This is a genomic window from Kitasatospora sp. NEAU-69 (assembly GCF_057158765.1).
Genome location: NZ_JBWXUE010000024.1, coordinates 124,432 through 139,148 on the forward strand (window position 1 = coordinate 124,432; position 14,717 = coordinate 139,148).

Consider the following 14,717-nt stretch of genomic DNA (forward strand, 5'->3'; position numbering starts at 1 on the left):
AGAGGGGGTGGGGGGTGGGGGGGGGGGGGGGGGGTTTGGCGCTTTTCCCCCCCCCCGCCACTCGTGCGTCCGGGGGACGGCGGGACGGCGGGACGGCGCTGCAGTGTTGCGGCGCCGACAGCGCGACGGGGGCTCGGGGGCTCGGAGGCCGGGAAGTCACCGGGGAGTAGCGGTCAGCCGAGCTTTCCTCGGCTGACGGATGGTCACCATCGCCCGTTCGGGTCAACCGTTCGGTACGACGTCTGGGCAACGGGTAGGTCTGCTGCCTATTCTCGTCTCCCGTCAGTAGTCGGCAGTAGTCGGACGCCACCGCAGTCTCGTCCCGCGCCCGGGAGGCCCCGCGTGATCCGCAGCAGCTCTGTCCGCACCTTCACCCGCCACCGCACCGTCCGCCGCGCGCTGCCCGCGCTCGGCGTGCTGGTCGCGGCCGCCGCGCTGACCGCCTGCGGCGGCCAGTCGCATCCGGGGGCGGCCGCCGTGGTCGGCCAGGACCGGATCAGCGTCTCGGCGGTCCAGGCACGGGTGGCCGAGTTCCGGGCCCAGGCGGCGCAGCTGCCCAGCGGCCAGTACCAGGAGCAGAGCGGACTGGTCGGCGCGACGGTCTCCGGCATGGTCTTCGGCCAGGTGGTGGACCACGCGCTGGAGACCCACGGGGTGAGCGTCACGCCGGCCGAGGTGGCGCAGGCGCGCGAGGCGCAGGTCCAGGTCTGGGGCGGCGAGCCGGAGCTGGAGCAGATGCTGCTGCTGAAGAACGCGGTCCCGGCCGGTGAGATCGACGGGTTCTACCGCGAGCAGATCGGCCTGCAGAAGCTGGCCGCGCTCTCCGGCCAGCAGCTCGGCACCACCGAGGGCAACAAGACGGTTCACCAGCTGCTCTCCGAGGCCTCGGCGGAGCTCAAGGTCACCGTCAATCCGCGCTACGGCAGCTGGGACGCGCAGCAGGCGGTGCTGGACGGCCCGTCCGCCGACTGGCTGCCGCAGTCCGGCGCTGCCGCCTGACGCCTGCGCTGCCACCTGAGCCGGGTCCGCCCGGACGCAGCTTCGCCCGGAGGTAGGTTCGGGGTGTGGACACCTCGAAGCTGACCCTCCTCACCACCACCCACCGCATCGCCCCCGGGCTGCTCAGCTGGCCGGCCTGGGAGGCGCTGCGGGCGGCTCCGCTGGTGCTCGTCGCCGACCCCGCGCACCCGCAGCTGCCGGCGCTGGCCCGGGCCGGGGTCGCCGTCGAGCAGGTCGAGCGGACCAGCGCGCCCGCGCTGGCCCGGCTGCTGACCGAGCGCGCGCCGCTGCTCTTCCTGGGCAGTACGGACGGCGACCCGGGGCTGACCGACGCACTGGCCAGGATCGCGGTCGAGCAGGCCGGCAGCGTGCCGGAGATCGAGCTGCTGCCCGGCTCGTACGACCTGCCCGGCGCCCGGCTGCTCGACCTGGTCACGGTGATGGATCGGCTGCGCTCGCCCGGCGGCTGCCCGTGGGACGCCGAGCAGACGCACGCCTCGCTGGTGAAGTACCTGGTCGAGGAGGCGTACGAGCTGGTCGAGGCGATCGAGGAGGGCGACCGGCAGACGCTGCGCGAGGAACTCGGGGACGTGCTGCTCCAGGTCTTCTTCCACTCCCGGATCGCCGAGGAGGATGCCGAGGACCCGTTCTCCATCGACGAGGTGGCCGGGGACATCGTCGAGAAGCTGATGTACCGCCACCCGCACGTCTTCGGCGACAGCGACGCGGACACCACCGAGCAGGTGGAGGCGAACTGGGAGGCGCTGAAGGCGGCCGAGAAGCAGGACCGCGAGTCGGTGCTGGACGGCGTGCCGGCCGGGCTGCCGGCGCTGGCCTACGCGGCGAAGCTGGTCTCCCGGGTGCGGCGGGCCCGGGACCGGCAGCCGGAGCTCGCCGCCGTGCCGGACGCGCCGTACGCGCTGCCCGCCGAGCTGACCGAGGAGTCGGCGGGCGCGCTGCTGCTCGCCGTGGTCCAGCGCGCGCACGACGCCGGGGTGGACCCGGACGCGGCGCTGCGCGCGGCGGCCCGCGGCTACCGGGACGCGGTCCGGGCAGCCGAGGGGCTCACGAGCGACTGAGTCGGGCGAGGGGCGGGGCGGGGGAGGGCGAGCGGGCTCAGCCGGCGAGTTCGGCGGTGATGACCCGGCGCTGCGGCGGGACGACCTCGCCGATCGCCTCGCCCAGCGGGTCGAGCAGCTCGGCGAGCCGGTCGAGGTGGCCGGGCAGCTCGGCCAGCGCCACGATGCGCTCGCCGTCCGGGCCGGCCACGCAGAACAGGTCGATCGCGCCGAGGTGCTTCTCGGCGGTGGAGACCAGGGCGGCGATGTCGCTGGGGAGGTGGATGTCGGAGCTGACGCCGATCACCGGGCAGCCGGGCTTGTCCAGCTCGGCGGCCAGGTCCTCGGCGGCCCCCGGGTGCGGGTCGGCGATCAGCAGACCCGCGGCTCCCGCGGCGGCGAACCGGTGGGCCGGTCCGGCCCCGTCGCCGCCGCTGAGTACCGCGATGACCACCACTGCCCCGGCTACTCGCATGGCCTGCTCCTCCCTTGGGGGCGACACCGCACTGTCCCGCCCGCCTTTGGCGTATCGGAGGATCGTAGGCGCCTCCTGACCCTCCGCAACAGGGATTACCCGCCAGGTGACCAGACTCACTCCTCCTCGCAGGGGATAACGTCGAGCCATGCCGGACCAGCCCGATACCCCCATGCCGCCCCTGTTCACCTGGGACTTCGCAGCCGACCCCTACCCGGCGTACGCCTGGCTGCGCGAGTACGCCCCCGTGCACCGGACGACCCTGCCGAGCGGCGTCGAGGCGTGGCTGGTGACCCGCTACGCCGACGCCCGGCAGGCGCTCGCCGACAGCCGGCTCTCCAAGAACCCGGCGCACCACAGCGAGCAGGCGCACCGCACCGGGCGGGTCGGCATCCCGGGGGAGCGGCAGGCGGACCTGATGACGCACCTGCTGAACATCGACCCGCCGGACCATACCCGGCTGCGCCGGCTGGTCTCCAAGGCGTTCACGCCGCGCCGGGTCGCCGAGTTCGAGCCCCGGGTGCAGCAGCTCACCGACCGGCTGATCGACTCCTTCGCGGCGCGCGGCACGGCCGACCTGATCCACGAGTTCGCGTTCCCGCTGCCGATCTACGCGATCTGTGACCTGCTCGGCGTGCCACCGGAGGACCAGGACGACTTCCGGGACTGGGCCGGGATGATGATCCGACACGGCGGGGGCCCGCGCGGCGGTGTGGCCCGCGCGGTCAAGCGGATGCGGACGTACCTCGCGGAGCTGATCCACCGCAAGCGGGCCGATCCGGGCGACGACCTGATCTCGGGTCTGATCCGGGCCAGCGACCACGGCGAGCACCTCAGCGAGAACGAGGCCGCCGCGATGGCGTTCATCCTTCTCTTCGCGGGTTTCGAGACCACGGTCAACCTGATCGGCAACGGCATGTACGCGCTGCTGCGCAACCCCGGCCAGCGTGAGCTGCTCCAGGACTCGCTGCGCCGCGGCGAGAGCGGCCTGTTGGCCACCGGGGTGGAGGAACTGCTGCGCTACGACGGTCCGGTGGAGCTCGCCACCTGGCGGTTCGCGACCGCGCCGCTGTCCATCGGCGGCGTCCGGATCCCGGTCGGCGACCCGGTGTTGGTGGTGCTCGCGGCGGCCGACCGCGACCCGGACCGGTTCGCCGCGGAGAACACCCTCGACCTGGCCCGGCAGGACAACCCGCACCTCGGCTTCGGGCACGGCATCCACTACTGCATCGGCGCCCCGCTGGCCAGGTTGGAGGGCCAGCGCGCGATCGCCACCCTGCTGACCCGGCTGCCGGATCTCCAGCTGGCGGCCGAGCCCGCCGACTTGCGCTGGCGCGGCGGTCTGATCATGCGTGGCCTGCGGGAACTCCCGGTCGGCTTCACGCCGGAGGGCTGACGAAGCGTCCGCACATTGCGTGGCGGAAACCGCGGAGGAACTGATTCCGGATCACCGTTCGACCATCCGACGGCGTGTCGAATCACCGCAGGTGAGGGCGGTTTGAATGGGCATCAACCCGGACAAACCTGATCTGTTGGTAGGCGATCCACGACCGTCTGTAATTCTCGTGTGATGTATGCGATATGAGCTTGTGATTGGTCAGGCAATCTGCCTACCCTCCCTGGAGTTCGCAGCTGCGAACCCCGCGCGCGGTACGCCGAGTCCTGCCCTCCGCGTCGTCGGGACACCGACCAACCCTTGGGCAGGGGCGGGGGACCCAGGATTTTCTGCCGTTCCCCACGGCTAGGGGTGAAGCCGCCCTCCGGCGGCCGGGCCACCTCCCGGTCCGAACCCGACAGCTCACCTCGCAGGCGTGCGGAGAGGGACACCTTCATGCTGTTCACCGGTAACGGTCGTCACCGTCGTCGCACCCAGGCCGAGAAGGCCATCGCCGTCGCCGGCGTGGCCGGAGTGGGCCTGGCCCTGCCGCTGCTCACCGCCACCGGCGCGCACGCCGCCCCCGCCTCGACCTGGGACAAGGTCGCCGACTGCGAGAGCACCGGCAACTGGAGCATCAACACCGGCAACGGGTTCTACGGCGGGCTGCAGTTCACCTCCTCGACCTGGGCTGCGTACGGCGGCACCCAGTACGCCCCGCAGGCCAACCAGGCCACCCGGGCGCAGCAGATCTCCGTCGCCGAGAAGGTGCTGGCCGATCAGGGCCCGGGCGCCTGGCCGGTCTGCTCGGGCGAGGCGGGCCTGACCCGCGGCGGCGGTGCCCCGGCCATCGACACCAGCACGCCGGCCGCCCAGCCGCAGGCCCAGACCAGGAGTCAGCCGCAGGCCCCGGCGCAGCCGTCCACGCAGCCGACCGTCCAGTCGCAGCGGACGCAGCCGCAGACGCAGCCCGCCGCCCCGCAGTCCGCTGCGCCGAGCTTCCCCGGCAAGGCCGGCTGGGACGGCGACAGCAAGGTCTTCTGGTACCAGAAGGACGGTGGCTGGTACTGGACCAGCCACCAGAGCGTGTACAACCAGTTCGCCGCCGCCCCGGCGCAGGCCCCTGCGGCCGCTCCGGTCCAGCAGGCTCCGGCGCACCCGGTCCAGCAGGCCCCGGCGCAGCAGCCCCAGGCGCCCGCCGCCGCGCCGAGCGCCACCGGCCACGACTACACCGTCCAGGCCGGCGACACGCTCTCGCACATCGCCCAGTCCCAGCACTTCACCGGCGGCTGGCAGGAGCTGTACCAGGCCAACCACTCGACCGTCGGCGGCGACCCGAACCTGATCGTCCCGGGCCAGGTGCTGCACCTCGGCTGACGCCGTGGCAGCGCGCTCTGCCGGGCCGTCGGGTCGTCGGGCCGGGTCCACCGGGCGCGCCCGGAAAGCCAGTTCGTGCGGGGTCGCCCCAGGTGGCCCCGCACGGGCATTCAGGTGAACTACCGGCAGGTAGTCGAGCCACACGGTGAGACGGCAGCCGGGCCCGAGTGGTCCGACCGGCCGGTGCGGTTAGGCTCTGGTCGTAACGACTCCGTTCCTCGTCCCAGGACCGCTGTCCACAAGGACCGCTTCCGCATAGGAGATGCCTCGTGCCGTCCATTGATGTCGTCGTCGCCCGCGAGATCCTCGACTCCCGCGGCAACCCCACGGTCGAGGTCGAGGTCGGCCTCGACGACGGCAGCACCGGCCGTGCCGCCGTGCCGTCCGGTGCCTCCACCGGTGCCTTCGAGGCGCTGGAGCTGCGCGACGGTGACAAGAACCGCTACGGCGGCAAGGGCGTCGAGAAGGCCGTCCTCGCCGTGATCGAGCAGATCGGCCCGGAGCTGGTCGGCTACGACGCGACCGAGCAGCGGCTGATCGACCAGGCGATGCTCGACCTGGACGCCACCCCGGACAAGTCCTCGCTGGGCGCCAACGCGATCCTCGGCGTCTCGCTGGCCGTCGCGCACGCCGCCTCCGAGGCCAGCGACCTGCCGCTGTTCCGCTACCTCGGTGGCCCGAACGCGCACGTGCTGCCCGTTCCGATGATGAACATCCTCAACGGCGGTTCGCACGCGGACTCCAACGTTGACATCCAGGAGTTCATGATCGCCCCGATCGGCGCGGAGTCCTTCTCCGAGGCGCTGCGCTGGGGTGCCGAGGTCTACCACACGCTCAAGGGCGTGCTGAAGGAGCGCGGCCTCTCCACCGGTCTGGGCGACGAGGGCGGCTTCGCGCCGAACCTCGACTCCAACCGCGAGGCGCTGGACCTGATCACCGAGGCGATCAAGCTGGCCGGCTACGTGCCCGGCAAGGACATCGCGCTCGCGCTGGACGTCGCCTCCTCCGAGTTCTACAAGGACGGCGCCTACCAGTTCGAGGGCAAGCCGCTCTCGGCCGGCGAGCTGATCGACTACTACTCCGACCTGGTCGCCAACTACCCGCTGGTCTCGATCGAGGACCCGCTGGACGAGTCGGACTGGGACGGCTGGAAGACCATGACCGACAAGCTCGGTGACAAGGTCCAGATCGTCGGTGACGACCTGTTCGTGACCAACCCGGAGCGCCTGCGCAAGGGCATCGAGACCGGCACCGCCAACGCGCTGCTGGTGAAGGTGAACCAGATCGGCTCGCTGACCGAGACCCTGGACGCCGTCGAGCTGGCCCAGCGCAACGGCTACCGCTGCATGATGTCGCACCGCTCCGGCGAGACCGAGGACGTCACCATCGCCGACCTCGCGGTCGCCACCAACTGCGGTCAGATCAAGGCCGGTGCCCCGGCCCGCTCGGACCGCACCGCCAAGTACAACCAGCTGCTGCGCATCGAGGAGATCCTCGACGACGCCGCCGAGTACGCGGGCCGCGCCGCCTTCCCGCGCTTCCGTTTCGAGGGCTGACCTAGCCCCGGCCACGCGAGTGAGCCGAAGGGCGCGCCGGTGCTGAAAGGGAGAAGGGCCAAGCGACCGAGGTACGAGGGAGCGCAGTGCCCGCCGACCGTCAGCACCGGGTCCAAGCGCCCGGAGGCGAACCGAGCCTGAAATAAAGGGTGCCCCGCCGTTCGCCCCGTAGGGTGGACGCCGGGGCACCGGCGCGATGTGGGAGGGGTCGAGAGATGGCAGGCTGGAAGATGCCGGGCTTCGCGGTCCGGCCGCGGTTCACCAGCCGGGCCGCCGTGCTCGTCCTGGTCCTCTGCTCGCTGGTGGCGATCCTGGCCTATCCGACCCGTCAGTTCATCAACCAGCGCGACCAGATCAACGCCCAGCGGGTCAAGGCCGAGCAGGCCCGGGTGCAGGTCGAGGAGCTGCGCAAGGAGCGGGCCCGCTGGCAGGACCCGGAGTACGTCAAGGCGCAGGCCCGCGAGCGCCTGCACTACGCGATGCCCGGCGAGACCCCGTTCGTAGCGGTCGACCCCACCCCGTCGGCCGGTGCCGCGCAGCCCCGACCCACCAAGTCCTCGCAGTCCGCGGCCAAGGCGGACCAGCCCTGGTACGCCACCGTCTGGAGCTCCGTGGACGCCGCCGCCACCCCGACCCCCGTTCCGTGAGAAGACACCACCCACATGAGCACTGAAAACCAGTCCGCCGCATCCGCCGCATCCGCCGAGCCCGTCGCCGACCGCGACCTGGCCGCGGTGGCGGCCCAGCTCGGCCGTGTCCCGCGCGGCACCCGTGCGGTCGCGCACCGCTGCCCGTGCGGCAACCCCGACGTGGTGGAGACCGCGCCGCGGCTGCCCGACGGCACGCCGTTCCCGACCCTCTACTACCTGACCTGCCCCAAGGCCGCCTCGCTGATCGGCACCCTGGAGGCGGACGGCGTGATGAAGGAGCAGACCGCCCGGCTCGCCGAGGACCCGGAGCTGGCCGCCGCGTACCAGAAGGCGCACGAGGACTACATCGCCCGGCGGGACGCCATCGAGGTGCTGCAGGGCTTCCCGTCGGCCGGTGGCATGCCGGACCGGGTGAAGTGCCTGCACGTGCTGGTCGGCCACTCGCTGGCGGCCGGCGAGGGCGTCAACCCGCTGGGTGACGAGGCGCTGGCGATGCTGCCCGAGTGGTGGCGCAAGGGCGCCTGCGTCAGTGAGCAGGACGTCGAGGCCGGCATCGCGGCGCTGCAGGCCCAGCGCGCCGAGGCCGAGGACCACGCGGCGGTGATCGCCGCCAAGGAGCAGAAGGCCGCCGAGCGGGCCGCCAAGCGCCGCGAGCAGGAGCAGGCGGAGCAGCAGGAGCAGGCTCAGGCGCAGGAGCAGGGAGGGGAACAGCAGTGACCAGCACCAGGGTGGCCGCCGTCGACTGCGGCACGAACTCGATCCGTCTGCTGATCGCCGAGCTCGACCCGCAGACCGGCACGATCACCGACCTGGACCGGCGGATGATCATCGTCCGGCTCGGCCAGGACGTGGACCGCACCGGCCGGCTCGCGCCGGAGGCGCTGGAGCGCACCTTCGCGGCCTGCCGCGAGTACGCGGCCGTCGTCGCGGAGCACGGCATCGGCCCGGAGCAGACCCGCTTCGTGGCCACCAGCGCCTCGCGGGACGCCGAGAACAGCGCCGACTTCGCGAAGGGCGTGCGGGAGATCTTCGGCGTCGAGCCCGAGGTGATCAGCGGTGACGAGGAGGCCCAGCTCTCCTTCACCGGTGCGACCCGGGAGCTGGCCGGCGGCGCCGTCGCGGCGCCCTACCTGGTCTTCGACCTGGGCGGCGGCTCGACCGAGTTCGTGCTGGGCGAGGCGAGCGTGCAGGCGGCCCGCTCGGTGGACATCGGCTGCGTGCGGCTGACGGAGCGGCACTTCGCCGGCTCCGGGGTGCCGACGGCGGCGCAGATCGCCGCTGCCAGGGCCGACATCGAGGCGGCGCTCGACCGGGCCGCCGAGGTGGTCCCGCTGACCGAGGCCGGCTCGCTGGTGGGCCTGGCCGGCACCGTCACGACGGTCGCCGCGATCGCGCTCGGGCTCACCTCGTACGACTCCGAGGCGGTGCACCACGCGCGGCTCTCGCCGGCACAGGTCCGCGAGGTCGCCGAGCGGCTGCTCGCCGCCGACCACGCGGAGCGGGCGGCGATCCCGGTGCTGCACCCGGGCCGGGTCGACGTGATCGGGGCCGGTGCCCTGGTGCTGCTCGCGATCATGGAGCGGACCCGCGCGGCGGAGCTGGTGGTCAGCGAGCACGACATCCTCGACGGCATCGCCTGGAGCGTCGCGGGCTGAACCCGGCCGGGCTCCCACGCGCCGTCGAAGGGCGTGGGAGCCCCCGAAGGGGCTGTCGGACCCCTTCGCGGCCGCGTGTCGCGAGAAAGTTCGTGAATTTCTTCACATGGCGATCCGGTCATTCGTCGCACAGGGTTGTCCGCTCCGCCCGGATTGCGTGACCGAAGGTCACCGACCGGGCCCGGTCGATGGATCCCAGGCACGGCTCCTCATCGGCCGGTGAAATCGAATACACGAGCGCGGGAACCTCGGAAGCGGAGGGATCGTTGCTGCTCAACGAGGCCGTGTCGGTTCAAACCTGCGAGTGGACTGCGTCAGGTGCCCTCTTGACGCGCGCGTCACCCGGAGAGGGGGCGCGTAGTGTAGCAGGGGCTGTCCAGAGCCTTGTGACGGGCCTCACGCAGGGTGCTCCGAAGGGTGCTGGATACTTTCCGATATGAGCACCACGGAGCGTCCTCGCATCCTCATTGTCGGCGGTGGTTACGTCGGCCTGTATGCCGCGATGCGCATCCTCAAGAAGATGCGCTACGGAGAGGCGACCGTCACGGTCGTCGACCCGCGGTCGTACATGACGTACCTGCCCTTCCTTCCCGAGGCGGCCGGCGGCAACGTCGCGCCTCGCAACCTCGTCGCGCCGCTGCGCAGCGCCCTGAAGAACGCGGAGGTGCTCACCGGTCACGTGACCGCTGTGGACCACGCGCGCAAGGTCGCCACCATCGCGCCGCTGGCCGGCGACTCCTACGAGCTGACCTTCGACTACCTCGTCGTGGCCACCGGCTCGGTCTCCCGCACCTTCCCGATCCCCGGCCTGGCCGAGCACGGCATCGGCATGAAGACGGTCGAGGAGGCGATCAGCCTCCGCAACCACGTCATGGCGCAGCTGGACAAGGCCGAGTCCACGGCGGACCCGGACGTCCGGCGCAAGGCCCTCACCTTCGTGGTCATCGGCGGCGGCTTCGCCGGCGTCGAGACCATCGCCGAGGTCGAGGACATGGCGCGGGACGCGGCGAAGATCTACAAGACCGTCAGCCGCGACGACATGCGCTTCATCCTGGTCGAGGCAGCCAACCGGATCCTGCCCGAGATGGGCCCGGACCTCGGTCTGTGGACCAAGGAGAAGCTCGAAGAGCGCAACATCGAGATCTACATCGAGACCTCGATGGACTCCTGTGTCGACGGCCACGTGATGCTGAAGAACGGCATCGAGGCCGACGCCTCCACCATCGTGTGGACCGCGGGCGTCAAGCCCAACCCGGCCGTGGCCAACTTCGGCCTGCCGCTGGGCCCGCGCGGCCACGTGGACACCGCCCCGACCCTCCAGGTCCAGGGCTTCGACAACGTCTGGTCGGCCGGCGACAACGCCCAGGTGCCGGACCTCGCCGCCGGTGAGGGCGCCTGGTGCCCGCCGAACGCGCAGCACGCGGTGCGTCAGGCGATCGTGCTCGGTGACAACGTCATCTCCGGGATGCGCGGCTTCCCGCAGAAGAACTACGAGCACAAGAACCTCGGCGCGGTCGCGGGCCTGGGCCTGCACAAGGGCGTGGCGATCCTCTTCGGCAAGTACAAGCTGAAGGGCCGTCCGGCCTGGTGGTTCCACCGCCTGTACCACGGCAGCCGGGTGCCGACCATGAACCGCAAGATCCGGGTCTTCACGGACTGGACGCTCGCGATGTTCCTGAAGCGCGAGACGGTCGGCCTCTCCGAGATGGAGAAGCCGTTCGGCGCCTTCCAGGAGGTCACCGCGGTCGTGCCGCGGCCCGCCGCGGTCGAGGCGCCCGCCGAAGCCGAGAAGGCGCTCGCCAGCAGCAAGTAAGCGACCTACCCCGGCGGCAGGGAAGCCGGGGTGTGAGTCGGAGGCCCTCCGCCCGGCAGTGTCGCCGGACCACGACCTCCGTGGTGCTCAGCCGGCCGTGCGACCGGGCGGAGTACGAACGCATGACAGACAGGGGCCTCGGCCCGGTGGAGAGGACCACCGGGCCGGGGCCCCTCGTCGTTTCCCGCCGGCGCCGGCCTCGAAAGGCGGTGCCGAGCGGTGGATCAGCTGACCCGGCCCTTGGCGTCGAAGCGGCGCATCCGGTTCAGGACGGTGTCGGCGGTCGGGCCGACGAGTTCGTCGACGATCCGGCCGTCGGCCAGGAAGACCACCCGGTCCGCGTAGGACGCGGCCACCGGATCGTGCGTCACCATCACGACGGTCTGGCCGAGTTCGCGCACCGAGTTGCGCAGGAAGCCGAGGATCTCGGCGCCGGAGCGCGAGTCGAGGTTCCCGGTCGGCTCGTCGGCGAAGACGATGTCGGGGCGCCCGGCCAGCGCGCGGGCGCAGGCGACCCGCTGCTGCTGGCCGCCGGAGAGCTGGCTCGGGCGGTGCGAGAGCCGGCCCGAGAGGCCGACCGTGTCCACCACCCGGTCGAGCCAGGCCCGGTCGGCCCGGCGGCCCGCGATGTCCATCGGCAGCGTGATGTTCTCCAGCGCGGTCAGCATCGGGAGCAGGTTGAACGCCTGGAAGACGAAGCCGATCTGATCGCGCCGCAGCTTCGTCAGCTGTTTGTCCCTCAGGCCGACCAGTTCGGTGTCGCCGATGGTGGCCGATCCCGAGGTCACCGTGTCCAGTCCGGCCATGCAGTGCATCAGGGTCGACTTGCCCGAACCGGACGGTCCCATGATCGCGGTGAACTCGCCCTGCCCGAACTCGACGTTCACGTTGTCCAGCGCGACCACACGGGTCTCACCCGTGCCGTACACCTTGTTGAGGCCGACTGCACGGGCGGCCGCCCGGCCGGTGCGGGCGGCGGTCGCGGTCGTCGTGGTCACGGGGCACTCCTGTCGGTGGGGGACACCTCCATGCTCGGTCCTGCCGATCCCCGTCCGCGTCGCTCCGCCGGACGGTTGGGCCGCTCGACTCAAGTCCTACTGGAGTGACACTTGCTCCTCCTGCGGTATGACGTGGACCCTGATGGCCGGAACAGGCGCCTGCGCTGGCCGAATCGCAGACTGTTCGTCAGATGGCAAGGAAACATGACAACTTCCCTGGCTGGGAACATGCGCAACAGGGATCGGGGCGACTAGGCTCAGGGGTAGCCCACACACGGGCGGATCGGTTCCGGCCCGGATGGTGGAACGCAGACACGGGCAGCTTAGAGCGTCCGCCAGTAGGTCCGGTGATCGCTCGCGCTGGTGCTCTGTTCCGTTGTCGGCAGGTGGTGTGCTCCGGTTTGCCGCTACGCTCGGTATCGGCAGTGGGACAGCGATAGAGGGCTTGGGGAACTGGGTTGGGTAAGCGCAACCAGGAGCGTCGGCGGGCCAAGAAGAAGCAGCGGGACGCGAGAGGGCGGAGCGGGGCGGGGCAAGGGGCGGCTTTCGGGTTCGCTTCCTGCGAGTGCGGTGATCCGTTCTGCCTGGGTAGTGGCGGGCCCGTTCCTCGGCCGGGTGGTGCGCGGACTGTCGCGGATCTCCTGGATGAGGCGATGGCACGGTTGTGTGCTGTGCCGGCTGGAGACGCCGGGCGTCGCGCAGCGGCGCTTGAGCGAGCCGCTGCGCTGTTCGCCCGGCGCGGTATCGGCCGTGCGGTGCTCCAGGTGGGTGGAGTGGTGGTGCACGATCTGTGGCACCGTGGCTGGCAGCCAATGGATGTGGTGCGTGTCGCACGCCGGGAGCTGGCCGTGCGGCACGCGCGGATCGCCGCCGATCTGGTCGCCGCGGAGCACCGCGAGTATCCGGCGAGGCGGTTGCCCAATCGCTGGGCCGAGCAGCTTGCGGAGGCATCGGCTACGGCGTGGTGGGGTGACGACGACGCCTACGTCGACGGTGCGGCCGCGCGGGAGAAGAGCGATCCGGTGGTGCTGGGACGGGCCGTCGTTGAACTGTTCGAACTGCTGAGCCGGCTTCCCGAGGTGCCGCGGCTGATGCCGGTGCCCTGTGAGACCGGCAGCGCTGGGATGGTCGAGGCCGGCGGGGTGGAGTCTTCGCTGCTGGGCAAGATTCGGGCACTGCTCGCGAAGGCCGAGTCGACCTCTTTCCCCGAGGAGGCGGAAGCGCTGACGGCCAAGGCGCAGCAGTTGATGTCCCAGCACAGCATCGACATGGCGCTGCTGGCGGTGGAGCGGGGTGAGCGGCAGACGCCGGGCGGGGTGCGGGTGGCGGTGGATGCCCCGTATGAGGAGCCGAAGGTGGTGCTGCTGCAGGCGGTGGCGGAGGCGAACCGCTGTCGCACGGTGTGGTCGAGGAACCTGGGGTTCTCCACGGTGGTCGGCTTCGCCTCCGATGTGGAGGCGGTCGAGTTGCTGTTCACCTCGCTGCTGGTCCAGGCCCAGGCGGCGCTGCAGGCGGCGGGCGCGCGCAAGCGTGGGGACGGTAGCTCGCGCACCCGGTCCTTCAGGCAGTCGTTCCTGGTGGCCTACGCCGCCAGGATCGAGGAGCGGCTCGGGCGGGTCGCCGAGCAGGCGGTGAAGGCGGCCGGAAAAGTCGGCCGGACGGCAGGGCTGCTGCCGGTGCTGGCCTCGCGGGCCGAAGCCGTGGACGACCAGGTGGACGAGCTGTTCGGCGAGCTGTCGTACAGTCACGGTTCGGCATACGCCAACGACCGCGAGGGGTGGGCCCACGGCACGGCCGCCGCCGACCGGGCCGAACTGCACACCAGGGCCGGCGCGCTGCGCTGAACCGCCCGGGCGCGGCGCTGTGACGTCCGCGTGTTCGGGGAGGGCTCGTGCCTGTCGTTCCTGCCTGCATCCTGGATCCGCTGCGCAAGGAGTTCCTCGCGCTGCTGCCGGAACACCGGGACGACCACCCGCTGGGCTGCCACAACCCGCGCATCCCCGACGCGCTGGTCTTCGACAGGCTCATCCTGGTCCTGGTGTCCGGCATGGGCTACGAGCGCGTGGCGGACCAGGCCTGCTCAGCCACCACGATCCGACGCCGCCGGGACCACTGGATCGCCCTGGGGATGGGCGAGGTCCTGCGCCTGGCGGCTCTGGCCGCTTACGACCGCATGGTCGGCTTGGAGCTGGAGCATCTGGCTGCCGACGGCTGCCAGACCAAGGCACCGTCCGGAGGCGAATGCGCCGGCAGGAGCCCGGTTGACCGTGCCAAACAAGGCGTCAAACGCTCGCAGTTGACCGAGGCCTACGGCATCCCGCTGGTCACTCACCCGGCCCCGGCCAACATCCGCGACCACACGCTCCTTCCGACGACCCTCGACCAGTACCGCGACCTTGGCAAGGAACTCGGCCCGCTGCCCGAGCACCCCAGCCTCAGCCTGGACGCCGGATACGACTACCGCATCGTCTACGAGGACCTGACAGAACGCCAGATCGCTCCGCGGATCGCCAAACGCGGCCAGCAGACCCCGATCCAGGCGGACGGCCGCTGGGTGGTGGAGAGAACGAACTCGTGGCTGAACAACTTCGGCAAGCTCCGCCGCTGCACCGAGCGCCGCCGGGCGTGCGTCGAGTTCTACATCGCCCTGGCTACGGCCATCGTCACCATCCGCAGCCTGATACGACGAGCATGGTTCACCCACCGCTGGGACACACGCCCCCACAGCCCCCGCATCCGATGACCTACTGGCGGACGCTCT

At 71.4% G+C, this 14,717-nt stretch carries 12 protein-coding genes, 1 pseudogene and 1 riboswitch; of the genes and pseudogenes, 11 read left to right on the forward strand and 2 right to left on the reverse strand.

The features are described from left to right. The first annotated feature begins 342 nt into the window (after positions 1–342). Positions 343–999, forward strand: a complete 657-nt coding sequence (locus AC060L_RS26220; protein ID WP_483801375.1) for a SurA N-terminal domain-containing protein — start codon at positions 343–345, stop codon at positions 997–999. Positions 1,000–1,064: 65 nt separating this feature from the next. Beyond that, positions 1,065–2,078: a nucleoside triphosphate pyrophosphohydrolase gene (locus tag AC060L_RS26225; RefSeq protein ID WP_483801376.1), complete on the forward strand. Its 1,014-nt coding sequence runs from the start codon at positions 1,065–1,067 to the stop codon at positions 2,076–2,078. Positions 2,079–2,115: 37 nt separating this feature from the next. Here AC060L_RS26225 and AC060L_RS26230 read toward each other — a convergent pair whose 3' ends face one another. Next, positions 2,116–2,532, reverse strand: coding sequence for an SDR family NAD(P)-dependent oxidoreductase (locus AC060L_RS26230; RefSeq protein WP_483801377.1), 417 nt, complete (start codon positions 2,530–2,532; stop codon positions 2,116–2,118). 148 nt (positions 2,533–2,680) lie between these two features. Here AC060L_RS26230 and AC060L_RS26235 point away from each other — a divergent pair, with 148 nt between their 5' ends. The 7 genes and pseudogenes from AC060L_RS26235 to AC060L_RS26265 all read left to right on the forward strand — a co-directional run bounded on the left by AC060L_RS26235 (position 2,681) and on the right by AC060L_RS26265 (position 10,958). After that, entirely contained in the window at positions 2,681–3,928 is a 1,248-nt protein-coding gene (locus AC060L_RS26235; RefSeq protein WP_483801378.1) for a cytochrome P450 family protein, read from the forward strand. A gap of 280 nt (positions 3,929–4,208) precedes the next feature. Then, positions 4,209–4,358: riboswitch (cyclic di-AMP (ydaO/yuaA leader) on the forward strand. A 5-nt stretch (positions 4,359–4,363) separates the two neighbouring features. Continuing rightward, positions 4,364–5,284 carry a transglycosylase family protein gene (locus AC060L_RS26240; protein WP_483801379.1) on the forward strand — a complete coding sequence of 307 codons (921 nt, stop codon included), beginning with the start codon at positions 4,364–4,366 and terminating at the stop codon, positions 5,282–5,284. 269 nt (positions 5,285–5,553) lie between these two features. Further along, positions 5,554–6,840 (forward strand): phosphopyruvate hydratase, encoded by a 1,287-nt coding sequence (gene eno, locus AC060L_RS26245; protein WP_483801380.1) that lies wholly within the window; start codon positions 5,554–5,556, stop codon positions 6,838–6,840. A 215-nt stretch (positions 6,841–7,055) separates the two neighbouring features. Continuing rightward, the gene (locus AC060L_RS26250; RefSeq protein ID WP_483801381.1) at positions 7,056–7,487 is read left to right on the forward strand and encodes an FtsB family cell division protein; all 432 of its coding nucleotides are present in this window, start codon (positions 7,056–7,058) and stop codon (positions 7,485–7,487) included. 22 nt (positions 7,488–7,509) lie between these two features. Beyond that, positions 7,510–8,207 (forward strand): annotated as a pseudogene (locus AC060L_RS26255) (DUF501 domain-containing protein). Beyond that, the gene (locus tag AC060L_RS26260) at positions 8,204–9,145 is read left to right on the forward strand and encodes a Ppx/GppA phosphatase family protein (RefSeq protein ID WP_483801382.1); all 942 of its coding nucleotides are present in this window, start codon (positions 8,204–8,206) and stop codon (positions 9,143–9,145) included. The pseudogene AC060L_RS26255 and the gene AC060L_RS26260 overlap by 4 nt, the downstream one beginning before the upstream one ends. Positions 9,146–9,581: 436 nt before the next feature. Further along, entirely contained in the window at positions 9,582–10,958 is a 1,377-nt protein-coding gene (locus tag AC060L_RS26265; RefSeq protein WP_483801383.1) for an NAD(P)/FAD-dependent oxidoreductase, read from the forward strand. Positions 10,959–11,182: 224 nt separating this feature from the next. Here the strand turns inward: AC060L_RS26265 and AC060L_RS26270 are convergent, their stop codons facing one another. Continuing rightward, positions 11,183–11,956: an ABC transporter ATP-binding protein gene (locus tag AC060L_RS26270; RefSeq protein ID WP_483801384.1), complete on the reverse strand. Its 774-nt coding sequence runs from the start codon at positions 11,954–11,956 to the stop codon at positions 11,183–11,185. 812 nt (positions 11,957–12,768) lie between these two features. Between AC060L_RS26270 and AC060L_RS26275 the strand changes: the two genes are divergently transcribed. Both AC060L_RS26275 and AC060L_RS26280 read left to right on the forward strand, forming a co-directional pair. Beyond that, on the forward strand, positions 12,769–13,800 hold the full coding sequence (locus tag AC060L_RS26275; RefSeq protein ID WP_483799145.1) for a DUF2786 domain-containing protein: 1,032 nt from the start codon (positions 12,769–12,771) through the stop codon (positions 13,798–13,800). Between the two features lie 47 nt (positions 13,801–13,847). After that, positions 13,848–14,699: an IS5 family transposase gene (locus AC060L_RS26280; RefSeq protein ID WP_483799146.1), complete on the forward strand. Its 852-nt coding sequence runs from the start codon at positions 13,848–13,850 to the stop codon at positions 14,697–14,699. Positions 14,700–14,717 lie beyond the last annotated feature (18 nt).

Coding starts and splice junctions, on each gene's coding strand:
- AC060L_RS26230 (WP_483801377.1), bottom strand. CDS start 2,532: ATGCGAGTAGCCGGGGCAGTGGTGGTCATCGCGGTACTCAGCGGCGGC.
- AC060L_RS26235 (WP_483801378.1), top strand. CDS start 2,681: ATGCCGGACCAGCCCGATACCCCCATGCCGCCCCTGTTCACCTGGGAC.
- AC060L_RS26240 (WP_483801379.1), top strand. CDS start 4,364: ATGCTGTTCACCGGTAACGGTCGTCACCGTCGTCGCACCCAGGCCGAG.
- AC060L_RS26250 (WP_483801381.1), top strand. CDS start 7,056: ATGGCAGGCTGGAAGATGCCGGGCTTCGCGGTCCGGCCGCGGTTCACC.
- AC060L_RS26265 (WP_483801383.1), top strand. CDS start 9,582: ATGAGCACCACGGAGCGTCCTCGCATCCTCATTGTCGGCGGTGGTTAC.
- AC060L_RS26275 (WP_483799145.1), top strand. CDS start 12,769: ATGGATGTGGTGCGTGTCGCACGCCGGGAGCTGGCCGTGCGGCACGCG.